A 20,997-nucleotide genomic window follows, 5' to 3' on the forward strand; every position below is an offset into this window, starting at 1 on the left:
GGGCACCTGCTGGAGAAAACCGAGTTCGGTGATGACGGCAGCCAGAGAATCACCCGTTACCAGCGCGACGCGACCGGGCGGCTGCAGATCAAGACCCTGCCTGACGGCCAAGCGATCACGTACCGCTACGACGGGCTGGGGCGGCTGGTGGATGTCGACGACGGCAGCGACCATCCCCTGGCCTTCGAATACGACGCCCAGGACCGGCTCATCACCGAACACCAGGGCTGGGGCACCCTGCGCTATGGCTACGACGCCTGCGGACGCCTCAACCACCTGCGCCTGCCGGACAACAGCCAGCTCGACTACCACCACGCCGAGGGTGGCGCGCTCACCGCCATCGACCTGAACGGCGCACGCCTCACCGAACACCGCTACCAGGCCGGCCGCGAACGGCAACGCCAACAAGGCCTGTTGCTCAGCCAGTACGACCACGATGAACAGGGCCGCCTCAAGGCCCACACCGTGCTGCAAAACCAGCAGTCACAGTTCTGGCGCGATTATGCCTACAGCGCCAAGGGCAATCTCGAAGCGATTACCGACAGCCAGCGGGGACGGCGCGGTTACCAGTACGACGAACTGGATCGCCTGATCCGCATCGACCCTTCCCACACCGAACCCCCGGAACACTTCGCCCACGACCCGGCCGGCAACCTGCTGATGCAGGACCGCCCCGGCCCGACCACCCTCAAGGGCAATCGTCTGCTGATGGAGGGCGACCGCCATTATAACTACGACGCCTTCGGCAACCTGATCCGCGAACGCCGGGGCACGGTCCAGGCCCTGATCACCGAATACCGCTACGACAGCCAACACCGCCTGATCGGCGTCACCTCAGCGGACGGTCGCGAAACGTCCTACCGCTACGATGCCTTCGGCCGACGCATCAGCAAGACCGTGGATGGCTTGACCACGGAATTTTTCTGGCAGGGCGACCAACTCGTCGCCGAAAGCAGCAAACGCCACCACCGCAGCTACCTCTACGAACCGGGCACCTTCCGCCCCTTGGTAATGCTCGACGGCAAAGGCCTGAACACCTGCCCGTTCTACTACCACCTCGACCACCTGGGCACGCCCCAGGAACTGACCAACTACGGCGGCCAGATCGTCTGGTCGGCGCGCTACCACGGCTACGGCAAGGTCCGCGAGATCCAACACGGCGGCGGCGAGCGCTTGGACCAACCGCTGCGTTTCCAGGGCCAATACCATGACCTGGAAAGCGGCCTGCACTACAACCGCCACCGCTACTACAATCCGGAAACGGGCCGCTACCTGACGCCTGATCCGAGCAAACTGGCGGGTGGGCTCAATGGGTACCGGTACACCCTGAACCCGACGGGATGGGTGGATCCGTTGGGGTTGGTGGATTGTCCGGGGAAGGGTGGGTGTAGGCCGGCGGTTGGAGAGCAGGATCCGGCGGCGAAGGCTCAGGTGGATGAGGGGGAACCGCGGCTGCCTAAGCCAACCGTAGAAGAGTTGGCGGAGCAAGAAGTCAGACGTTTAGATCGGGAGCAGGGCATGCATATGGTCAGTAAACATAGCTTGGCGGTTTCCGATGAAGCCTGGAAGCAACGGGCAATTGACGGTACGGATCCCTCTACTGGCGTAACGCCTCGAAGTGAGAGAGGAAATCCAAGTTCAAGGTTCGCTAGCTGGGAAATGCAGCTCAAAGCTTACAATCTTGCAATTAGTCGTAAGGAAAATGGTCTCTCACCTTTTACGGGGCGGGATCCGAACAATAATCATGTTGTTAGAATGGATCTGCCAGGAGCAGGTGAGGGTTATATTCCAAATAGAAGAGATCCATCAAATCCAACACTTGTGACAATGGATAAATTTGAAATGAAATTCGATCCGGATACAGAGATTCCGTTTACGCTATATCCAATTAGGTAGGTGTGAAGATGTATATTGATCCTGGTACTGGGCTTCCATATGTACCGACGCCATCCTATTTTTTAGGATGTTTTGATATTTATGATCGGGAGGAAACTTTAGGTGTAGAGCTTGATAAATTTGATCCCAATGACGTATCAGATAGAGAGAAGCTGATTACTAACTACTCGTTGAAGGTAAGGCGGTCCTATCGGGAACGGTTTTTATTGTATAAGTGTTTAGAAGAAGCGCTCTTGGATGATAGCTATGATTTTCATGCATTGCTGAAGCACGACCCTGAAGAGTATTCATCATTCCCTGATGGTTGGGAGGAAATGGACGATCCTCGCGCTTTTTTTGCGGACATATATAGGTTAGCTAGCGATGTCTGGAACGACGATATCCGCAAGGCTGAAGCTGAAGACAGATCTACTTGGAATTACATATAGAAGCACTTCGCTCTCTGGCACTAAAAGGCCCTACATAGTGGCAAATGGTGTGTTTTGGAATATGGCACGTATTTTAATGGGGATGTAAAGGGCAGCGTTAATTTATGCGGGTGCTATTGGCTTGCCTCAAGGGTTACCAGCTAAAAGCTGGCGTGAATTTATAAAATAAAAGTGGTGATGTGAAAAAATCTAATAGGTATGGCTCGTTTCTCCCTGATGAAAATTCATCAGAAAACGTAACCGAAAAAGTAGAGCTTCCCAAGGAGAGGAGGTGGAACGCTAATTGCTCTACAAAGTTCAACAGTTTTAGAATGCAGCATCAAGCAATGCATGAGGCGCTAAGTCGGGAGGCTCGAAAACTTCCACGATTTACGGGTGAGGACAGAAGAGGTAATCCAGTCGTGCGTATGTATATGCCAAATGTTGGGCAAGGGTATGTGCCAAATGTCAATGATTGGCAAAACCCGATATTTCAAAGCGAAATTAATGTGTTCGAAGTCAGGTTCGATTATGAAACACTACGTCCGGTCACCGCTTATCCAGTAGGAGGATTCGATGTTGATGCATCCGTTTCTTGAGCGTCCATATGAGCCTCAGCTAGATCATTTTCTGGGTGGGTTCGAGATATATGATTGCGAAGAGGGGCTGGGCGAGGAATTGTTGAGATATGATCTAGAATGTGTTGAGGATCGGAAAGAGTTGATTTACAGGTATGTTATTCATCGTTTCAGAAATTTAAGCTATCGACATAAATTTGTTTTTTTTCGTGTGCTAGCAATAGCTCTTGATGATCCTGAGTATGACTTCCGTGAAGTGTTTGAACACGACGTGGTTTCACATTCATCTCTTCCGCCTGGGTGGGACAAGATGAAAGATTGCAGGATCTTTTTTGAGGATATTTATAGATATTTAGCAAAAGAATGGAGTGACGATCTCTACAAGGCCAGCCAAGAAGATCCATTGACATGGTAGCTTGGATATAGTTATTCGCGAACTAGAAAAATCTTGTAAACAAGATATTTCTAGTTCGAAGGTGCGTAGTCCCTCGTCTACCTCACCTCAACAATATCCAAAACCCGATTCGCCAACAGTTCACTCAACTCAATCACCTGCTGAATCCCAAGCGCAACATGCCGCCGCGAACCCTCAAGATCGAACGCCAAATCACTGATCATTGCGTTCGCCGAAGCCAGATTTTCACTGAGACTCGCAAGCAAACACTCTGAATCCACATCAGAAGCAATGCGAAAAATGCTATTGGGATTGTCGGATGTTTCGTCCTTGGCCTTGGGTTTCAGATAGAAGTCCAAGGCACGCGTAGCCGCGTCGTCGAGTTTCTTGTTGCGGGCCGATTGAGCGTGAGCGCGGGATGTGGTGTCGTCAACCGCTGGGGGATTTGGAGTAACTTTTGCCATGTCCTTAGGTTCCTGTAAGTGATGCTGGCACCACCTCGCGACTAAACGAGAGGGCGGCAGCTGTACGCAGGTTAGTCGACCGGTGAACCTAAGAATCCCGGCGCGCCCGAGGGCGCCCTGCGCACAGCCACCATCAATACAGGAACAGCAAAGCCTGTGCGACAGGGACCTGATACACCTTAGGTTGAGACGGGCGACTAAACCCGATCACTGATGAGCAGTGACAGGGCTCAAACTACCGACGCGGCCCAAAGCGCACAAGCCGGCGGATTCTGGCGTAGTTGTAGGTAATGGCGCAAGACGATGTCGGCACCTACCTCCGCTCAACTCACCGCCCCCTCCACCGGCTCAGCCTCCACCAAATACAAACTCCCCCCCAAAATTTCCTTCGCATGATGCTTAGCCTGCGAAGCCAGTTCCGCCAACTGGCTCGCATCCAGTTCCTCGCAAGCGTCCGGTCGCAAATGCACCACCCCGATCGACAACGACAGCAATCCGAACTCCTGGCGAACGCCCTGTCGATTCAATGCGGTAAAGCAGCCGGCCTCGAGGTGCTCAGGCCGATAGAACCGGCGGCAGTAGGTCTGGAAGTCGCTCAATAACTGATTCAGGCGCTTGCGCCAGTCTTCCGGGCCGAGGACCAGCAGGAAGTCGTCGCCGCCGATGTGACCGACGAAGTCGCGGCTGGGGTCGATACGTTCGTTCAGGCACTGGGCCAGGCAGAGCAGGACTTCGTCGCCCCGGCCGTAGCCATAGATGTCATTGAAGGGTTTGAAGCTGTCGATGTCGACGTAGCAGATTACCGCTTCCTGCCGTTGTTGCAGCAGGCGCGTCAGGCATTGTTGGATCGGGACGTTACCCGGCAGCAGGGTCAGCGGGTTGGCGTAGCGGGCTTGTTGGATTTTCAGCTCGGTGATGAGCTTGAGCACGTCGATCACGCGACCCAGCCCCAGGTACCCCCCGTTGAGGGTGATGATGAAGTCTTCTTCGATGCGTTGCCGGGCGCGGCTGGTGATGAGGCGGCTGACCTGTTGCAACGATTGATTGAGTTCCACCGCCAGGAAGTCATCGCTCATCAGGCGGCTGATGGGTTTGCGGGCGAACAGGTCGGTGGCGAAGGGCTTGAGCAGCGCATCGGAGAGCGAGTGGCGGTGGACGATACCGCAGGGGCGGTCCTGGTTGTCCAGCACGGCCAGAGAGTTGAGGTTGGCCTGGCGCCGGAAAGCGTCGAGCACGGTGGCCGTGGGGGTGTCATGGGCCACGGCCGGTTGTTCGTTGAGCAGGGCGCCGAGGTCGTTGACCTCGTCGTTCAATGACACCACGCCGCTGTCCTGCCTGGGCATCAGCGCCCTGGCGTCTCGGGACGGTTGTTCCTGGGGGCGGGCCAGCAAGTATCCCTGGACCAGGTCGACGCCCATCTCCATCAGCACCGCCAGTTCCTCCGGCAGCTCGATGCCTTCGGCGATCACCTGGGACCGCGAGGTACGGGCGATTTTCAGAATCGAACCGACGAACTCGCGCTTGAGAGCGTCCTGGTGAATGCCATCGATGAAATGCCGGTCGATTTTCACGTAGTCGGGACGAAGTTCTGACCACAGCCGCAGGCTGGAATACCCGGCGCCAAGGTCGTCCAGGGCAATGGAGAAGCCCATTGCGCGGTAATGATGCAGGGCGTTTTGCAGCAGTTGGAAGTCGTCGATCGGGGTCTGTTCGGTCAGCTCGATCACCACCTGACTGGGCGGTATGCCGAAATCCTGCAACAGTTGCAGCGTGCGGCCGGTCTGGTGCGCCGACTCCAGCAAGGATTCGGGCGAGACGTTGAGGAACAACTTGCCCGGCAGGTTCTGCTCGTTGAAACGTTGGCAGGCGCTGCGCCGACAGGCCAGTTCCAATTCACTGAGGCGTCCGGCCTGGCGGGCCACGGAAAGCAGTGCAATGGGGGAGTGCAGAGGGCTGTTGGACGGTCCTCGGGTCAGCGCTTCGTAACCCAGGATACGCCGTTCGGAAAGGCAGACGATTGGTTGGAACAGGCTGTGCAAACCGCTTTGAGCCAGAATTGAACTCAAGGCACCCAGCTGTTCGGTCGTGGTCATGGCAATCTCTGGCGATAAAAAAAGGACGGGGCACCGCCTCAGGGGGCGCCCCGTCCTGTATTTCACGACAGAATGATGTCAGTTTGATGACGCTCCGAGGAGCGGTAGCATTAAATGGCTATCATCCTCAGTGCTTGGCAACCGCCGTATTGAGTTTCAGGTAATCCAACAGAATCCGACCGGTCTCGCTCAAGTAGGCGTCATCTTCCGGCTTGGTTTTTTCCGGTTCGGTGATGAGGTCTTCGTCCTCTTTTTTCAGCTCCTTGAGCGGTTCTTCACCCTTGGCCTTGCGTCGCAGGTTTTCCATCGCCAGTTGCTTGGCCTCGATGTCGGCATGCTGCGCGCGACGGTCGGCTTCGTTGAGGGTGACGGTCTTCTCGGTCATCAGCTTCTGCGCCAGGGCCAGCTTGTCGCGGATGAACACGAACTCCGCGTCCTGGGCCGTACGGGCGTCATGCTCGGACTTGAGTTGGGCCAGGAACGGTTTGAAAGGGTCCGCGGCCGGTTTGATCGCAGGGCGGATGGTGTCCCATGGCATGGCTTCGGGCAGGGCGCTTTCACCGATTTCCTTGGTGTCGATGATCGACGGGTAATCGATGTCAGGCAGCACGCCCTGGTGCTGGGTGCTCTGGCCGGACACCCGGTAGAACTTGGCCAGGGTCAGCTTCAGTTCGCCGTGGTTGAGCGGCTGGATAGTCTGCACCGTGCCTTTGCCGAAGGTCTGGCCGCCAATGATCAGCGCCCGGTGATAGTCCTGCATGGCGCCGGCAAAAATTTCCGAGGCCGAAGCCGACAGACGATTGACCAGCAAGGCCATCGGCCCTTTGTAGAAGGCCCCCGGATTCTCGTCTTCCAGCACGTCCACACGGCCGTCGGCATTACGCACGAGCACCGTCGGGCCCTTGTCGATGAACAGGCTGGTCAGTTCGGTGGCTTCCTGCAAGGAACCACCGCCGTTGTTGCGCAAATCGATGACTACGCCGTCGACCTTTTCCTTCTGCAGTTCGGTCAGCAGTTTCTTGACGTCGCGAGTGGTGCTCTTATAGTCCGGATCACCGGCGCGGAATGCTTTGAAGTCCAGGTAGAAGGCCGGGATCTCGATGATGCCGAGCTTGTAGTCCCTGCCATCCTGCTTCAGGTTCAGGACCGATTTCTTGGCCGCCTGTTCTTCGAGCTTCACCGCTTCACGAGTGATGGACACGATCTTGCTGGTCTGGTCGTTCGGCGCATTGCTGGCTGGAATGATTTCCAGGCGCACCACCGAGCCTTTCGGACCACGGATCAGCTTGACCACTTCGTCCAGGCGCCAGCCGACCACGTCGACCATTTCCTTGTTGCCCTGAGCGACGCCGATGATCTTGTCCGCCGGGCCGACCTGTTTGGTCTTGTCGGCAGGTCCAGCCGGGACCAGTCGCACGATCTTGACCTGATCGTTGTCGCTCTGCAGCACCGCGCCGATGCCTTCCAGGGACAGGCTCATGTTGATGTCGAAGTTTTCCGCGTTATCCGGCGACAGATAGTTGGTGTGCGGGTCGTAGGACATGGCGAAGGTGTTGATGTACGCCTGGAAGATGTCTTCGGCGCGGGTCTGGTCCAGGCGGGCCAACTGGTTCTTGTAGCGCTTGGTCAGGGTTTCCTGGATCTGCTTGGGATCCTTGCCGGCGATCTTCATGCGCAGCACTTCGTCCTTGACGCGTTTGCGCCACAGGTCGTCGAGCTCGGCAGTGCTTTTGAGCCAAGGGGCATCCTTGCGGTCGACCAGCAGGGTTTCCTTGGTGTTGAAGTCGATTTTATCGACGCCTTTGTTCAGCTCGGCGAGGGCGTAGTCCAGACGCGCCTTCACACGATCCAGGTAGCGCTTGTAGATGATGAACCCGGCGTTCAGGTCGCCGCTCTTGAGGAAATCGTCGAACTGGGTCTTCCACTTGTCGAATTCAGCGATGTCGCTCGCCAGGAAATAACTGCGCGAGGGATCGAGGAGCTTCAAGTAGCTGTCGTAGATGATGACGGAGCGTGCATCATCGAGCGGCGGCTTGCTGTAGTGATGGCGCTTGAGCAACTCAACGACGTTAAGGCTGGCAATGACCTCGTCGCGATCGGGTTGAAGCTTGTCCCAGCTGTTGGCTGCGAACGTATCGCTCGACAGTGGCAACAGGCCTAGGCCAATGACAAGCGCGAGGGCGGTACTGGGGAACAGGTGCTTCATACTGATTCGACGCAAGGACAATTGATAACGCATATTAGGCCGTCTTTGAAGTCGCCGGTTCCATGTGGCCCGGGCGCATAATGCAAGAAAGCCCGGTGTAACAGCAGCGGGCCCAGTCGAGACTCACTATGGAGGCACCGTGAAAGCATTGCAAGGCGTTGAAGGCCAAGTGGTATGGGCTGATGAACCAAGTCCTGCGTGTGATGCAGGGCAAGTTCGCATCCGTGTGGCGGCGGCAGGCCTTAATCGGGCCGATTTGTTGCAAAAAGCCGGGTTGTATCCGCCGCCGCCCGGTGCCAGCCAAGTGCTCGGGTTGGAATGTTCCGGGGTGATCAGCGAAGTCGGGCCGGGCTCGTCCTGGCAGGTAGGCGACCGCGTTTGCGCCTTGCTCGCCGGGGGCGCAATGGCTGAGGAAGTGGTGGTCGATGGCCGGCATGTGCTGCCGGTGCCAGAAGGGTTGTCATTGGCTGAAGCCGCCGCGCTGCCTGAGGTCTACAGCACGGCATGGCTGAATCTGTTTCAGCTGGCTGCGCTCAAGCCGGGCGAGAAAGTGCTCCTGCACGCCGGAGCCAGTGGCGTTGGATCGGCCGCCATCCAGCTGTGCAAGGCGTTCGGCAACCCGTGCTGGGTCAGCGTCGGTTCGGCTGACCGGCTGGCTTATTGCCAAGCGTTGGGGGCCCAGGGTGGCGTGGTGCGCACCGAAGACATCGAGCAATTGGAGGCCTTCGGTCCCTTCGATGTGATCCTCGACCCAGTGGGCGCCAGCTACGCCCGGCTCAACGTGAAACTTTTGTCAGTTGACGGGCGCTGGGTGTTGATCGGTCTGATGGGCGGGCGGGAAACCCAGCTGGACCTGGCGAAGATCCTCGCCAAGCGGATCCAGTTGCTGGGCTCGACCTTGCGCAGCCGTGACGATGCGTTCAAGGCCGATCTGCTGCGTGACCTGGGCGAGCAGGTGTGGCCGTTGTTTGCCGATAAACGTCTGAACCCGCAGTTGGCCGAGACCTTTGCGGTAAAAGATGCCGGGGCGGCATTTGACAGGCTGGCCAGCAACCAGGTCTCGGGTAAGTTGGTATTGTTGATCGATGAAAGTTTGAGCTGATTAAAGTGGTATCTGATCCTCATGACCGTCCCGGCGGCCATGAGGATCAACCCTCGACGACCGCTCTTGGAGGCCGCGCTGCTGCATCCCGTTACCGACCAGGCGAGGCAATATTGATTCTCAGGACTTGCGAGAACATGCGTTGCTCGCTGCTGTTGTTACGGACTATCGAATAATTGACCAGCACTGTTTTTCCGCTGTTTTCGGTGATCCATGTGTCGGGGATATTGAATACGTTGGCCTGGCCAGGGGTCATGCTCTGTGATTCGGTGTCGTGCGTCATGACACCGGTCCAACGCGCCCTGATGGAGTAGCCGGTCAGGCTGTCATTGTCCACGGTCACCTGGGAGGCTGAATACCTTGGAGGCGGTAACGGATGAACCGTTTGCGGGTCGATATGCAGCGTCAATCGCGATGACTCTATCGTTTCCCCGATACCTTTCTCTTTGACCGAATAGCCGACCTCAACGGATCGACCGATATTGTCAACGACCTCCAGTCGAGGAACCGGAATCAGCCTTTTTCCGGGAGGATCGCCCACTTCGATAATTGGGCTGTTGTAGTTGACCCGACCGTGCCAGCGCACCCTGATGGTATCGGTGGCATGCATATCGGTGTAGTGAGGGACTTCGACATCCACATGAGCGTCAGTGTAGATGTCGCTCATTTTCAGATGATCGCCTGCGGTGTTATAGGTTTTGGGTACCTTGGGTTTGATTTTTCCAGGTAGCTCGGGCAGCACGGCCTGGTCAGCGGCGTTATAAACGAACGTGGCGTCCTCCGAGGCGGTGGTCGGCAAGGTAAGACTAATGATGGGCACGACAATTCCGCCGGTTCGTTCATAGTATTTCCGTTGGTCGATTTGTGCGTTCTCCAGACCTGGACCGATATAAAAGAAGGCTTGAATCGGTAATGTCCCTGGCTGATTTTCAGGCCAGGCTTTGATTCGTAATTCGTTATGATCGGCTAAAGCCTCAGTGGGGATTAGCGAACGAACCCGAATGGCCTGATTGAAGGCTTGGACTGCCTCAGCATCCAGGCTGTTCGTTACCATAAAGGCGCAGGAGTGGGCAGTTTTATATGGCGTGGCTGTTTGATAATGAGCCACCCATTGCTCGGCTGTGACGATGCTCTGTTCACGACAAGGTATGCTGTCAGGAAATACTCTAGGCGGAACAATACTGTCCCTGCAACCATATTGCCCTGCCGCATCCCGATAGAAAGTAGCGCCGTCGAGTGGGAAATAACAGATGATTTCCGGCCTGCTTTTGTCGGGAGGCGCATTCAGGTAAGGATAGAAGATAAGGCCGTTGCCGCCATACCAAGGTACACGAACGAATTTTGCATCCGCTCTCAAGTAGGAAAAAGAAACTGCATCGGTCTTTTTGGAAAAGTCGCTGTGGTCCCAAGGGTCATAATTGTCGCTGGTTTTTGTAATTCGTAGTATCACCCCTGAACAGAGAAAGGCCGGTGTAGTTGGCGCTCCGCAGTCGGCGGCAGTATTTTGATAAGCCGCCGTCAGGTTTCTGGCTGTTTCTTCGCCGCTACTTGGATAAGTTGGGCTGTCCAGGGTGTTTGATTGATGGGGAGGAAGTTGTGCGCAGCCATAAAATAAAAAGAGTGTAAGCGCTGCGAGCAAAAATTTTATTGCCCGAGATAAAGATAACTTTTCGTTGGATGTGCTTGTTCATGTTGCGCTTCTGCCGTAAAGAGGAGGCTCAGAGTGAACGAAGCGTTATTACCAACGAATCACGACTTGACGTCTACTGTCAGAAATAACAGGCACCATCCGTCGGATAAGATAGATGACCTGTAAAGTCTGACAGTAGACGCCCCGATTAAAACTTTCCTAAATGGGGCCTGGGGTGGCTGGGTGTAGCACTCTTATCATTCTCCACCAGCAGCAGAGGTGTCGTGATGGCTACCAGAGAGCTCCGCCTGTCTATGGCAGAAGTCGAGACCAGCAATAAATCACCTGAAGTTGTTGTCGAGTTCTACCTCGATAATGCACTTCAATTCGCCACGTTTGTTTCTTCGTCGGTAAAAGATGGCGCCTACGATACGGTGCACGTCAAGGCTGATGCCGATGACGATGGCGACCTGGACACGCAGGACGAAACGATTCTCCTGGAGCTTGCCACTGCCTTTTCCAGATTCAAATAACGATGCCGCCATTTGCACGGGCCTGTGGGAGCAAGGCTTGCCCGCGATGCGGCGTCCATGAACTGGCCGGTTAGCGAGGCATTTCTACCTCGAACAAACCTGGCTCTCGCAGAACATGCCTCCTTCCAGAGCGATGGCAATGAAAAAACTGTCACTGAGTGTCGTGGGCATCGCGCTGCTGCTGGGATGCAGTACGCCTTCAAGGCAGTTGCATACGAACGATGCCGATGCGCTGGGCGCGCAAACAGCGATCGATCTGACCACTCGTTATCATAAAAAAGTGCTCGCTTGCGACTCCGCTCGGCCAGCTTATTTGTGCTCGGGCATCATGCTCAGGGGAACGGTTGCATCGGAATCATTCTTCCCTTGGAACCCAAGTCCGCTGTCGGTCAACAGTGGCGGCGTGTCATTCTCGTTTCTTCGAGAGGATGCGAAATACATCCGCCTGAGCTATGGCTATGCCAATGGCTTTATCTTCCGGCCTTATCTTGATTCCGTACGGGCAGCCGTCCAGCCAGACGTATTGTGTTCCTTTCCTGTGGATAGCTGGACGCTGGACAGAGACGAGAAAGGTTGCGGACAGTATCAGGCATTTCCTGGCAGTAGTCGGGAATGCCAATCCCAGGGGATTACCACTGCTGCGCAATGGCTGGCGCACTATCAATCTGTGCCGTCGCAACAACGCCCACCGCATCAATGCGGCTTCAATGTTCGCGAGGTCCTTGGTGGTGCTGCGGCAAGTGCGTTCCACGCCAGCCTCGAAGCACGGGCGCTGGGTTATGACGATACGAGTATGCGCCTGTCCAGAATGAACTGCGCTTAGCCACTTGGGCCCAGAATATTGGTGGTGACCTACCTGTCGAAGCCCTTTTTTACACGTCCGGCGGGCTGACCGGCGCACAAACTGACCAGCGAAATTTTTACCTTGAAACCCACAAATGGGTTCCGATTATCGCTTTGACATTGCCAGCGGCACCGACGGGGAACGCGACGTTTGCCTATCGCAGCACCGATCAGGCTTTTTTCCCGGGGGGACCGCTTTCAGTGGGGCAAGCGCCGATGGCGCTGAACGGTTTCAGGATCTTCGCATCGTGGCCGCAGACCGGGGGCGATGCCATGGACAACGCGCTGACTCGCAGGGCTGTGGGGGGGACACCGCCGTACCGGTATGTGTCCAGCAATCCCCAGGTAGCATCGGTCACTCCCGGCGGCAAGGTGACAGGCATAAGGCGAGGCAACACGGTCGTTACCGTATCTGACTCGAGCACGCCGGCACAGTCATTAACCTACCCCGTGCAGGTGAGCAATACCTGGCTGTTGGGCGTCGTGCAGCCAGGCACTTTCAGTGGGGTCGCGGACTTTCATCGCTGGCTGATCGCATCGGGGGGATTCGTGATCAACAGCAGCGGGCAATTTCAGAATCTCGAGCGCCTGTATGCACAGCCTTTTCCCCTTCCCCGTGGCAGATATTGGCTGGGCGAGCATGGCGGCGCTTGCCCGGCGGGCTATTACACCTACTACCATGCGGAACAGACCAATGCGCTCGCCTGCGCCCTGCCTGGAGAGCCAAGCGTAACCGGCGCGCTGTATGTAATACCTCATTGAGCTGTGGTAGTGCCTGAATCGCCAGCTATTTCCATTGGTGAATCGGCCATCCGGCTTTCTCTGCCTGTTCACGCAACATCGGGTCCGGGTTCACCACATGCGGATGATCCACTCGCAGCAATAACGGCAAATCATTGCGGGAGTCCGAGTAAAAACTCGCGCCTTCCAGGTTTTCTTCCTCGGCATCCAGCCAGTCCAACAATCGAGTGATCTTCCCTTCACGGTAAGTCAGGGTGCCTACGGTCTTGCCGCTGTACACGCCGTTGACCACTTCGAGGTCGATGGCCAGGATCTCGTCGATGCCCAGGCGTTCGGCAATCGGTTTGACCAGGTGGGTACCCGAGGCCGAGATCACCAGGATCCGGTCGCCGGCCTTGCGGTGTTCGGCGATGGCCTTGGTGGCGTCGCTGAAAATGATCGGTTCGATGAAGTCCTCTACCCACGGCGTCACCAAGTGTTCGATTTCTTCCGGCGTGCGACCGATCATCGGTTCAAGGCTGAAGTCCATGTACTCTTCCATGCGCAGCTTGCCGTGGCTGTAGGCGTCCATCAGCTCGTTGTTGCGGCGCATGAACGACTCGGGATCAACCCACCCCAGGCGCCCCATCTGCTCGCTCCAGAGGGTGGCGCAATCGCCGTGGATCAGGGTTTCGTCCAGATCAAAAATTGCCAGGGCCATCAGCGTGTTTCCCTTTTCAAGTCAGCTTCAACATCAACAAAGCCATCAGGCTACCTCACACAGCGCCGAAGGATCGATGGAAAGTGTCAGTCGGGCACCGTCGGGATGCAGGTCGGCGGCCGAGCGATTGAGCACGTCCACTACCAACTCCACGCCACGGGCCTCGACCCGGTAGCGGATCACGTTGCCCAACAGGCTGTGGCTGCGGATCAGTGCATCGGCCTCGCCGTTGCGGTTCAGCTCGATGGCTTCGGGGCGAATCGCGATGCGACTGCTTACCGGCCGTTGCAGCAGCCGGGTGGCGCTCTCGGCATCCAGCAGGTTGTAGTTGCCGATGAAGCCGGCAGCAAAGACATCGACGGGGGCAGTGTAAAGCGTCTCGGCATCGCCACTCTGTACGATTTTTCCCTGGTTCATCAGGAAAATCCGATCAGACATGGTCAGGGCTTCTTCCTGGTCATGTGTGACGAAAATCGTGGTCAGGCCCAGTTCGCGCTGGATCTGACGGATCTGTTCGCGCAGGTGTTTGCGAATGCGTGCATCCAGTGCCGACAACGGCTCGTCCAGCAGTAACAGGCGCGGCCGGGTCACCAGGGAGCGGGCAAGAGCGACGCGCTGGCATTGCCCGCCGGAGAGTTGATGAGGATAGCGAGCTGCAAACTCATGTAACTCCACCAGGCGCAGGATTTCCGATACCCGCTGGCGGCTGTCCTCGGCCTGGATCTTCTGCATGCGCAGGCCAAACGCAACGTTCTGTTCGACGGTCATATTGGGGAACAGGGCGTAACTCTGGAACACCATGCCGATGCCGCGCTTTTGCGGGCTCAGGGGAACGATGTCCTGGCCGTCCAGCAGGATCTGGCCGGCATCCACCGCCGTCAGACCGGCGATGCAGCGCAGCAGCGTGGATTTGCCGCAGCCGGAGGGGCCGAGGAGAGTGACGAATTCGCCCTTGCCGATCTCGCAGTTGATATCGCTGAACACCGGCGTGCCGCCGTAGGTCTTTTGCAGGTGTTGGACGCTGACGTAGCTCATTGGCTTTTGTCCTTGTTCAAGATGTTGGCCGCCCAGGTCAGGACCAGTACGAAGAAGAAATAGGAAATCACCAGTGCGCTGGTGAAATGGCCACTGCTGTTGCGCATGTTGTTCAGGTAGACCTGCAGGGTTTCATAGCGGGTGCCCACCAGGATGTTGGCGAACACGAACTCGCCGAACAGGAACGAGAACGACAGCAGCAACGCCACCATCAGGCCCTTGCGCAGGTTTGGCAGCACCACCAGCAAGGCTGCCTGGAACGTACTGGCGCCGAGCAGTTGGGCGGCATCCATCAGGTCACGCAGGTTGATGGCTTGCAGGTTATTGGTGATGGCCCGGTACATGAACGGCAGGGCGACGGTGAAGTAGCAGCCGATCAGGATCCACGGCGTGCCCACCATCGCCAGCGGCCCGGAACCGTAGAGTTGCAGCAAACCCACCGACGACACCACCGGCGGTACGGCGAAGGGTAGCAGGATCAGGATGTTCATCAGCGCGTCGAGTTTCGGGAAGTGGTAATGCACCACGAACAGCAGCGGCAGGATCAGCACCACCGAGAGCACCAGCGCTCCGACGCACACCACCAGTGATTGACCGAAGGCCGCCAGGAAACGCGGATCGCTCCACAGCTGCACATACCATTTGAAGGTAAAGCCGCTAGGCAACACGGTGGCCGACCAACTGCTGGCGATGGAGTAGATCAGCGTACCGACCAGGGGCAGCAGCAGGACAGCAAACAGCAGGTATACCACCGTCCGATGATAGAGCCCGGCAGGCCCCGATTCAGCGCGCGACATGGTAGCTCCTCTTGAGCAGCAACTGATGGATGACGGTCACCAGGGTCATCAGCGCCACCAGCACCACGGCCAGGGCGCTTGCCATGTTCGGGTCCAGGGAAATGTCCCCGGACACCATGGCGGCGATGCGAATCGGCAGGACGTTGAAGTTACCGGTGGTCAGCGCATAGACCGTGGCGTAGGCGCCGAGGGCGTTGGCCAGCAGGATCACGAAGGTGCCCAACAGCGCCGGGGTGAGCACCGGCAGACCGATGTGCCGCCAGAACTGCCAGCCGCTGGCCCCCAGCAATGCAGCCGATTCGCGCCAGTCTTCACGTAGCGCATCGAAGGCCGGATAGAGCAGCAACACGCCCAGGGGAATCTGGAAGTAGGTGTAGAGAATGATCAGACCGGTTTTCGAGTACAGGTTGAAATCCTCGATGATCCCGGCCTGTTTGAGCATGAGGGTGATGCTGCCGTTGAACCCCAGCAGAATGATGAAGGCGAAGGCCAGGGGTACACCGGCGAAGTTACTGGTCATGTTGGCGAAGGCGGTGACGAAGTTGCGTAGCCGCGAATCGACCCGGCGCAGCGAGTAGCTGCCGAGCACGGCGATGATGATGCCGAATACGCTGGACCAGAAGCTGATCTCCAGGCTGTGCTGGATCGCCTGGCGATAGAACTTCGAGTTGATGATCTTGCTGAAATTGGCCAGACCCCAACCGAATTCTTCCGACTCCAGGCTGTTGATCAACACCCAGAGCAGCGGTGCGATCTGGAACACGATAAAGAAAATCGCGAAGGGCACCAGGCACAACGCTGCCAGCCATTTGCCGCGGGTCATGGCATTCACTTGAGCAACTCCTGGCAATACGGTTTGTCGTGGTCGACGCCCAGCAACTGGCAAATGGTGCCGCACAGCTCGATCTGGCGAGGGGCCACGCCCGGGTCGAGGCTGAAGCCGTCGCCCAGGACAAACAACGGTACTTCCCGTTCTTCGGTCAGCAAGCCGTTGTGGGAGCGATCGTTGTTCATACCGTGGTCGGCGGTCACCAGTACCTGATAGCCGGCGTCGAGCCAGGCTTGCAGGTAAACCGCCAGGTTGATGTCGGCCGAGCGGGCGCTGTTGCGGTATTGCGGGGTGTCGAGGCCGTGTTGATGGCCGGCGTCGTCGATGTTCATCGGATGCACCAGCAGGAAGTTGGGCGTGTAGCGCTGGCGCAGATGCTCGGCATCGGCGAACAGGTGGGAATCGGGATAATGGTCGTTCCAGTAAAAATGCCCGTACTGGATCGGCAGGTCGGGATTGTCGGTATGCCGGTCGCGAGCCGATATGAACGGCGAGGCGTTGTACAGTTCGCTGATCCAGTGATAGGCCGCCGCTGCCGTGATCAATCCGGCGTCGGTGGCGTAGTGGAAAATGCTGCGCTGGTTCGACAGGCGCGAGACGTTGTTGTGCACGATCCCGCTGTCGATGGGCCCGACACCGGTAAGGATGCATTCGTAAAGAGGGCGGGACAGGGCGGGCAGTTCACATTCCAGTTTGTAGAGCGCCGCGCGTCCTGCGCTGACATATGCCTGCAGATGCCCCATGGCATGCCGCGCGACTTCGTAATTGAGGCCGTCGAGCACCACCAGGATGACATTGTGCTTCATAGGGACCGGGACTCCGGACAGGAACCAAAGATCTCGGACTCATCGCAGCCCCTGTGGGAGCGAGCCTGCTCGCGATAGCGCAGTGTCAGTCGACTTCAATGTTGAAAAGTAGACCGCTATCGCGAGCAGGCTCGCTCCCACAATGGGATCTCCGTTGGATATCCGAGCGGGGCTGACTGCCGCCTCACTTCATCTCGACGATCACGGTTTCCTGCCAATCCTGCGGCAGCTTCTTGGACGTCTTCTCCCACGCATCCGCGTCCTTGATCGGCGTCACATGCTTGTACTGTTCGTTGGGCAGCAGCTTGGCCTTGACCTCTTCAGGCAGTTTCAGGTGTTCGGCGCGGATCGGACGGGCGTTGCCCTTGGCCAGGTTGATCTGACCGGCGTCGCTGAAGATGTACTCACGGGTCAGCTTGGCGGCGTTCGGGTGTTTGGCGTATTTGTTGATGATGGTGGTGTAGCCGGAAATGACCGAGCCATCGGACGGAATCAGCACGACGTAGTCATCCGGGTTGGCCATCTTGGCTTTGTAGCTCAGGCCGTTGAAATCCCAGACCACGCCCACTTCGACTTCACCCTTTTCCATGGTGGCGATGGTCGGGTTGGCCATGGACAGGCGTCCTTGCTTGGCGAGTTCGGCGAACATCAGCAAGGCCGGTTGCAGGTTCTTTTCGTCGCCGCCGTTTGCCAGGGCGGCTGCCAGCACGCCGTTGGCGGCCTGGGCCGCAGTGCTCACGTCACCGATGGAAACCTTGTATTTGCCGCCTTTCAGGTCGGCCCATTTGGTAGGCACTTCGGAGCCGTGCAGCAGCTTCTTGTTGACGATGAAGGCAATGGTGCCGGTGTAGGCCAGGGCCCAGTTACCGTCCTTGTCCTTGGCCCAGTCCGGAACCTGTTCCCAGGTGCTTGGCTTGTAAGGCTGGACCACGCCCTGCTTGACCGCAATCGGGCCGAAGGCCGCGCCCACGTCACCGATATCGGCGCTGGCGTTGTCTTTCTCGGCGGCAAACTTGGCGATCTCCTGGGCCGAGCTCATATCGGTGTCGATGTGCTTCAGGCCGTAGAGTTTGGCCAGGTCATCCCAGGTGCCTTTCCAGTTCGCCCAGTCGTCGGGCATGCCGACGCTGTTCACGGCGCCTTCCGCTTTCGCAGCGGCTTCCAGATCTTTCAGATTGGTCTCAGCGGCCATGGCGGTGGTGCACAAGGCGATGGTCGAGCCTAACAGTGATGCCAGGAAAAGCTGTTTCATCCGTAGCTCCTATGGGCGTTTTCAACGCTGCGATTGCGGTTGTGTTGGTCTAGGTCAGCAATACCTGAGCCAATTTAAGCGGCCCCTGTGACAATTTGATGTCGATGCGGGAGGGGAGCACTTCTGCCAGGCTCGTGCAGGATGACTGCGAGTTAAGCGTAGACCATGGTTAAACGGCTGATCTGAAAGGGCTTGGCTATGATTTTGCAGGAAGTGTCGAATGACCGTCCGGCAGGTCTGTCATCTGCCAGTCATGTGCAATGCCTAGGCTTGCAGAGATGAAAAGAGGGGTCGCTGGGTCCACGATCCTGCCCGAAAACAGTGCTGGTCTAGTCCAGATAGGTAACGTTTGATGCGCATCGATGCAACCAAGGCGGTGACAACCATCGGGCAGGTCCTGCAAGAGCAGCTTGAGCACGGATTGCTGGCCCCCGGCAGCAAGTTACCGGCCGAGCGCAAGCTCAGTGAGTTGTTCGGGACAACGCGCATCACCGTGCGTGAGGCTTTGTTGCAGCTCGAAGCCCAAGGGCAGATCTACCGCGAGGAACGTCGCGGCTGGTTCGTCTCGCCGCCGCGCCTGGCCTATAACCTGATGCAGCGCAGTCATTTCCACGCCATGGTGGCGGCCCAGGGGCGAGTGCCATCTACCCAGGTGATTTCGGCGCGCCTGCAACCGGCGTCGGCGGCGGTGTGTGCCTGGTTGCAGTTGCCGGCGTTGTCGAGCGTGATCCAGATCTGCCGCGTGCGGCGTATCGATGAGCGGCTGGTGCTCTATGTCGAGCATTACCTGAACCCGCAGTACTTTCCCGACATCCTGGCGTTCGACCTTAACCAGTCCATGACGGAGTTGTACGCCCATCATTACGACCTGCATTACGGCCGGGTGAAATTTGAAATCGTCCCCACGTCCTTGCAGCCGGAAGCAGCGGCGGCGCTGAAAGTGTCGGTCGGTAGCCCCGGCTTGCGAATCGCACGGGTCAACTACGATCAGCATCAACGACTGATCGACTGCGACCTGGAGTTCTGGCGACACGATGCGATCCATGTCGGGGTCGACGTGCCGGAGCAGCCAGCCATGGCCTGACGAGTGTTACAGCGACTCGTTGAGTTTGGAGAGGATCCGGAACAACACTGTGGCGAGGATCAGCAGCATGCCGATCCACATGGCAAAGACTCCGACGTTCTTGTCTCGGAAGTTGAAGCCGATGGCCAGCAGGACCATGCCGGCGAGGATGGGTACCAGCATGGCGTGAAACGCAGACATCGAGATCATGACGACAGCCTTACCCAGGAAGGAATAAGGTCAGTTTAGTTGGGGTTTGCTCAGGGTGGGGTGATGTACATCAACCCACCCTGATTGTGCAGGCAAGCTCCCTCGCCACAGGGGCCGTTGTGCCTACGGCAACTCGCGACTCGCGTAGAACGCACTCAACACTTTCACCAGGTGGGCCAGGTCGTGGCTGCCGCACAGTTCACGGATCGAGTGCATGGCGAAGGTTGGCAGACCGATGTCCACGGTACGCACGCCCAGTTGGCTGGCGGTGATTGGCCCGATGGTCGAACCGCAGCCCATGTCGCTGCGCACCACGAAGCTTTGCACCGGCACCTCTTCGGCCATGCACAGATGGCGGAAGAACCCGGCGGTTTCGCTGTTGGTGGCGTAGCGCTGGTTGGAGTTGACCTTGATCACCGGGCCGGCGTTGAGCTTGGGGCCGTGGTTGGCGTCGTGTTTGTCGGCGTAGTTGGGGTGGACGCCGTGGGCATTGTCGGCAGAAACCAGCAGTGATTTCTGGATGGCCCGTACGAATTCCTCACCCTCGGGGAGCAGGCGGCGCAGCGTCTGTTCCAGCATCGGACCATCGGCACCACAGGCCGAACAGGAGCCGACTTCTTCATGATCGTTGCACACTAATACGCAGGTTTCTTCGGTATCAGCTTTCAGCAAGGCTTGCAGGCCGGCATAGCACGACAGCAGATTGTCCAGGCGCGCACCGGCAATGAAATCGCCATGCAGGCCAACGATGGCAGCGCTTTGGGTGTCGTAGAAACTCAGCTCGTAATCGAGCACCACATCGGCGTTCAGGCCATGTTCGCGAGCCAGTTGGTCGGTGAGCACGGCACGGAAGTCGACGCGCTCATCGCCGGCGAACTGGGCGAGGATCGGCGGCAACTCGTTCTGTGGGTTGATGGCCCAGCCCTGGTTGGCCTCGCGATTGAGGTGGATGGCCAGGTTTGGAATCGTGGCGATCGGCGCCTTGAAATCGATCAGTTGGCTTTCGACCTTGCCATCACGGCGGAAGGTCACGCGTCCGGCCAGGGACAGGTCACGGTCGAACCACGGCGCCAGCAACGCGCCTCCGTAGACTTCCACGCCCAACTGCCAGAACCCGTGGCGTTGCAACTCAGGCTGCGGCTTGACCCGCAGGCACGGGCTGTCAGTGTGGGCGCCCACCAGGCGGATGCCGTCGTGCAAAGGCGCATTGCGCCCCAGTTTGAAGGCGATGATCGAGGAGTCGTTGCGCGTGACGTAATAGCGCCCGTTGGCCTCGGTGGCCCAGGTTTCGCGTTCATCGAGACGTTGATAACCCGCCGCTTCAAGGCGCTTGGCGAGGCTGGCGGTGGCATGGAACGGGGTAGGGGAGGCCTTGAGAAAGTCGATCAGGCCCTGGTTCAACTCTGCGCGCATAAATA

Annotated in this window: 21 protein-coding genes; 9 read left to right on the top strand and 12 right to left on the bottom strand. The window is 57.7% G+C overall.

Annotated features, from left to right (window positions below):
• From EGM97_RS06095 to EGM97_RS06110, 4 genes are all read left to right on the top strand, one after another.
• Positions 1 to 1,896: RHS repeat domain-containing protein (locus EGM97_RS06095; protein WP_477788789.1), on the top strand; the 1,896-nt coding region annotated here is incomplete at its 5' end.
• An 8-nt stretch (positions 1,897 to 1,904) separates the two neighbouring features.
• Positions 1,905 to 2,324, top strand: coding sequence for a hypothetical protein (locus EGM97_RS06100; protein WP_238965525.1), 420 nt, complete (start codon positions 1,905 to 1,907; stop codon positions 2,322 to 2,324).
• A 179-nt stretch (positions 2,325 to 2,503) separates the two neighbouring features.
• Positions 2,504 to 2,902, top strand: coding sequence for a hypothetical protein (locus EGM97_RS06105; protein ID WP_238965524.1), 399 nt, complete (start codon positions 2,504 to 2,506; stop codon positions 2,900 to 2,902).
• Complete coding sequence (locus EGM97_RS06110) at positions 2,880 to 3,296, top strand: hypothetical protein (protein WP_238965523.1); 417 nt, start codon at positions 2,880 to 2,882, stop codon at positions 3,294 to 3,296. The genes EGM97_RS06105 and EGM97_RS06110 overlap by 23 nt, the downstream gene beginning before the upstream one ends.
• 77 nt (positions 3,297 to 3,373) lie before the next feature.
• Here EGM97_RS06110 and EGM97_RS06115 read toward each other — a convergent pair whose 3' ends face one another.
• The 3 genes from EGM97_RS06115 to EGM97_RS06125 form a co-directional block, all read right to left on the bottom strand.
• Positions 3,374 to 3,739, bottom strand: coding sequence for a DUF6124 family protein (locus tag EGM97_RS06115; RefSeq protein ID WP_238965522.1), 366 nt, complete (start codon positions 3,737 to 3,739; stop codon positions 3,374 to 3,376).
• Between the two features lie 323 nt (positions 3,740 to 4,062).
• Entirely contained in the window at positions 4,063 to 5,832 is a 1,770-nt protein-coding gene (locus EGM97_RS06120; RefSeq protein WP_238965521.1) for a bifunctional diguanylate cyclase/phosphodiesterase, read from the bottom strand.
• A 127-nt stretch (positions 5,833 to 5,959) separates the two neighbouring features.
• Positions 5,960 to 8,038, bottom strand: a complete 2,079-nt coding sequence (locus EGM97_RS06125) for a carboxy terminal-processing peptidase (RefSeq protein ID WP_238965530.1) — start codon at positions 8,036 to 8,038, stop codon at positions 5,960 to 5,962.
• Between the two features lie 139 nt (positions 8,039 to 8,177).
• Here EGM97_RS06125 and EGM97_RS06130 point away from each other — a divergent pair, with 139 nt between their 5' ends.
• Positions 8,178 to 9,140: an NAD(P)H-quinone oxidoreductase gene (locus tag EGM97_RS06130; protein WP_238965520.1), complete on the top strand. Its 963-nt coding sequence runs from the start codon at positions 8,178 to 8,180 to the stop codon at positions 9,138 to 9,140.
• Positions 9,141 to 9,231: 91 nt separating this feature from the next.
• On the opposite strand, the gene EGM97_RS06135 is transcribed toward EGM97_RS06130, so the two are convergent.
• The gene (locus tag EGM97_RS06135; protein WP_238965519.1) at positions 9,232 to 10,779 is read right to left on the bottom strand and encodes a hypothetical protein; all 1,548 of its coding nucleotides are present in this window, start codon (positions 10,777 to 10,779) and stop codon (positions 9,232 to 9,234) included.
• A 278-nt stretch (positions 10,780 to 11,057) separates the two neighbouring features.
• Here EGM97_RS06135 and EGM97_RS06140 point away from each other — a divergent pair, with 278 nt between their 5' ends.
• The 3 genes from EGM97_RS06140 (at position 11,058) to EGM97_RS06150 (ending at position 12,908) form a co-directional block, all read left to right on the top strand.
• Entirely contained in the window at positions 11,058 to 11,303 is a 246-nt protein-coding gene (locus EGM97_RS06140) for a hypothetical protein (RefSeq protein ID WP_238965518.1), read from the top strand.
• A 139-nt stretch (positions 11,304 to 11,442) separates the two neighbouring features.
• On the top strand, positions 11,443 to 12,126 hold the full coding sequence (locus tag EGM97_RS06145) for a hypothetical protein (protein ID WP_238965517.1): 684 nt from the start codon (positions 11,443 to 11,445) through the stop codon (positions 12,124 to 12,126).
• 236 nt (positions 12,127 to 12,362) lie between these two features.
• Positions 12,363 to 12,908: an Ig-like domain-containing protein gene (locus EGM97_RS06150; protein ID WP_238965516.1), complete on the top strand. Its 546-nt coding sequence runs from the start codon at positions 12,363 to 12,365 to the stop codon at positions 12,906 to 12,908.
• A gap of 25 nt (positions 12,909 to 12,933) precedes the next feature.
• Here EGM97_RS06150 and EGM97_RS06155 read toward each other — a convergent pair whose 3' ends face one another.
• The 6 genes from EGM97_RS06155 to EGM97_RS06180 all read right to left on the bottom strand — a co-directional run bounded on the left by EGM97_RS06155 (position 12,934) and on the right by EGM97_RS06180 (position 18,306).
• Positions 12,934 to 13,587, bottom strand: coding sequence for an HAD family hydrolase (locus tag EGM97_RS06155; protein ID WP_238965515.1), 654 nt, complete (start codon positions 13,585 to 13,587; stop codon positions 12,934 to 12,936).
• A 45-nt stretch (positions 13,588 to 13,632) separates the two neighbouring features.
• Positions 13,633 to 14,622: an ABC transporter ATP-binding protein gene (locus EGM97_RS06160; RefSeq protein ID WP_238965514.1), complete on the bottom strand. Its 990-nt coding sequence runs from the start codon at positions 14,620 to 14,622 to the stop codon at positions 13,633 to 13,635.
• Positions 14,619 to 15,419, bottom strand: coding sequence for an ABC transporter permease (locus EGM97_RS06165; protein WP_238965513.1), 801 nt, complete (start codon positions 15,417 to 15,419; stop codon positions 14,619 to 14,621). The genes EGM97_RS06160 and EGM97_RS06165 overlap by 4 nt, the downstream gene beginning before the upstream one ends.
• Entirely contained in the window at positions 15,406 to 16,242 is an 837-nt protein-coding gene (locus tag EGM97_RS06170; RefSeq protein WP_238965529.1) for an ABC transporter permease, read from the bottom strand. The genes EGM97_RS06165 and EGM97_RS06170 overlap by 14 nt, the downstream gene beginning before the upstream one ends.
• A gap of 5 nt (positions 16,243 to 16,247) precedes the next feature.
• Positions 16,248 to 17,054 (bottom strand): alkaline phosphatase family protein, encoded by an 807-nt coding sequence (locus tag EGM97_RS06175; protein WP_238965512.1) that lies wholly within the window; start codon positions 17,052 to 17,054, stop codon positions 16,248 to 16,250.
• Between the two features lie 184 nt (positions 17,055 to 17,238).
• Entirely contained in the window at positions 17,239 to 18,306 is a 1,068-nt protein-coding gene (locus tag EGM97_RS06180; RefSeq protein WP_238965511.1) for an ABC transporter substrate-binding protein, read from the bottom strand.
• 352 nt (positions 18,307 to 18,658) lie between these two features.
• On the opposite strand from EGM97_RS06180, the gene EGM97_RS06185 reads away from it, so the two are divergent.
• Positions 18,659 to 19,390 (top strand): UTRA domain-containing protein, encoded by a 732-nt coding sequence (locus EGM97_RS06185; protein WP_238965510.1) that lies wholly within the window; start codon positions 18,659 to 18,661, stop codon positions 19,388 to 19,390.
• 6 nt (positions 19,391 to 19,396) lie between these two features.
• On the opposite strand, the gene EGM97_RS06190 is transcribed toward EGM97_RS06185, so the two are convergent.
• The gene (locus EGM97_RS06190; RefSeq protein ID WP_238965509.1) at positions 19,397 to 19,579 is read right to left on the bottom strand and encodes a hypothetical protein; all 183 of its coding nucleotides are present in this window, start codon (positions 19,577 to 19,579) and stop codon (positions 19,397 to 19,399) included.
• Positions 19,580 to 19,702: 123 nt separating this feature from the next.
• Complete coding sequence (locus tag EGM97_RS06195) at positions 19,703 to 20,992, bottom strand: M18 family aminopeptidase (protein ID WP_238965508.1); 1,290 nt, start codon at positions 20,990 to 20,992, stop codon at positions 19,703 to 19,705.
• Positions 20,993 to 20,997 lie beyond the last annotated feature (5 nt).

The organism is Pseudomonas sp. AF32 (genome assembly GCF_022342325.2).
GTDB lineage: Bacteria > Pseudomonadota > Gammaproteobacteria > Pseudomonadales > Pseudomonadaceae > Aquipseudomonas > Aquipseudomonas uvaldensis.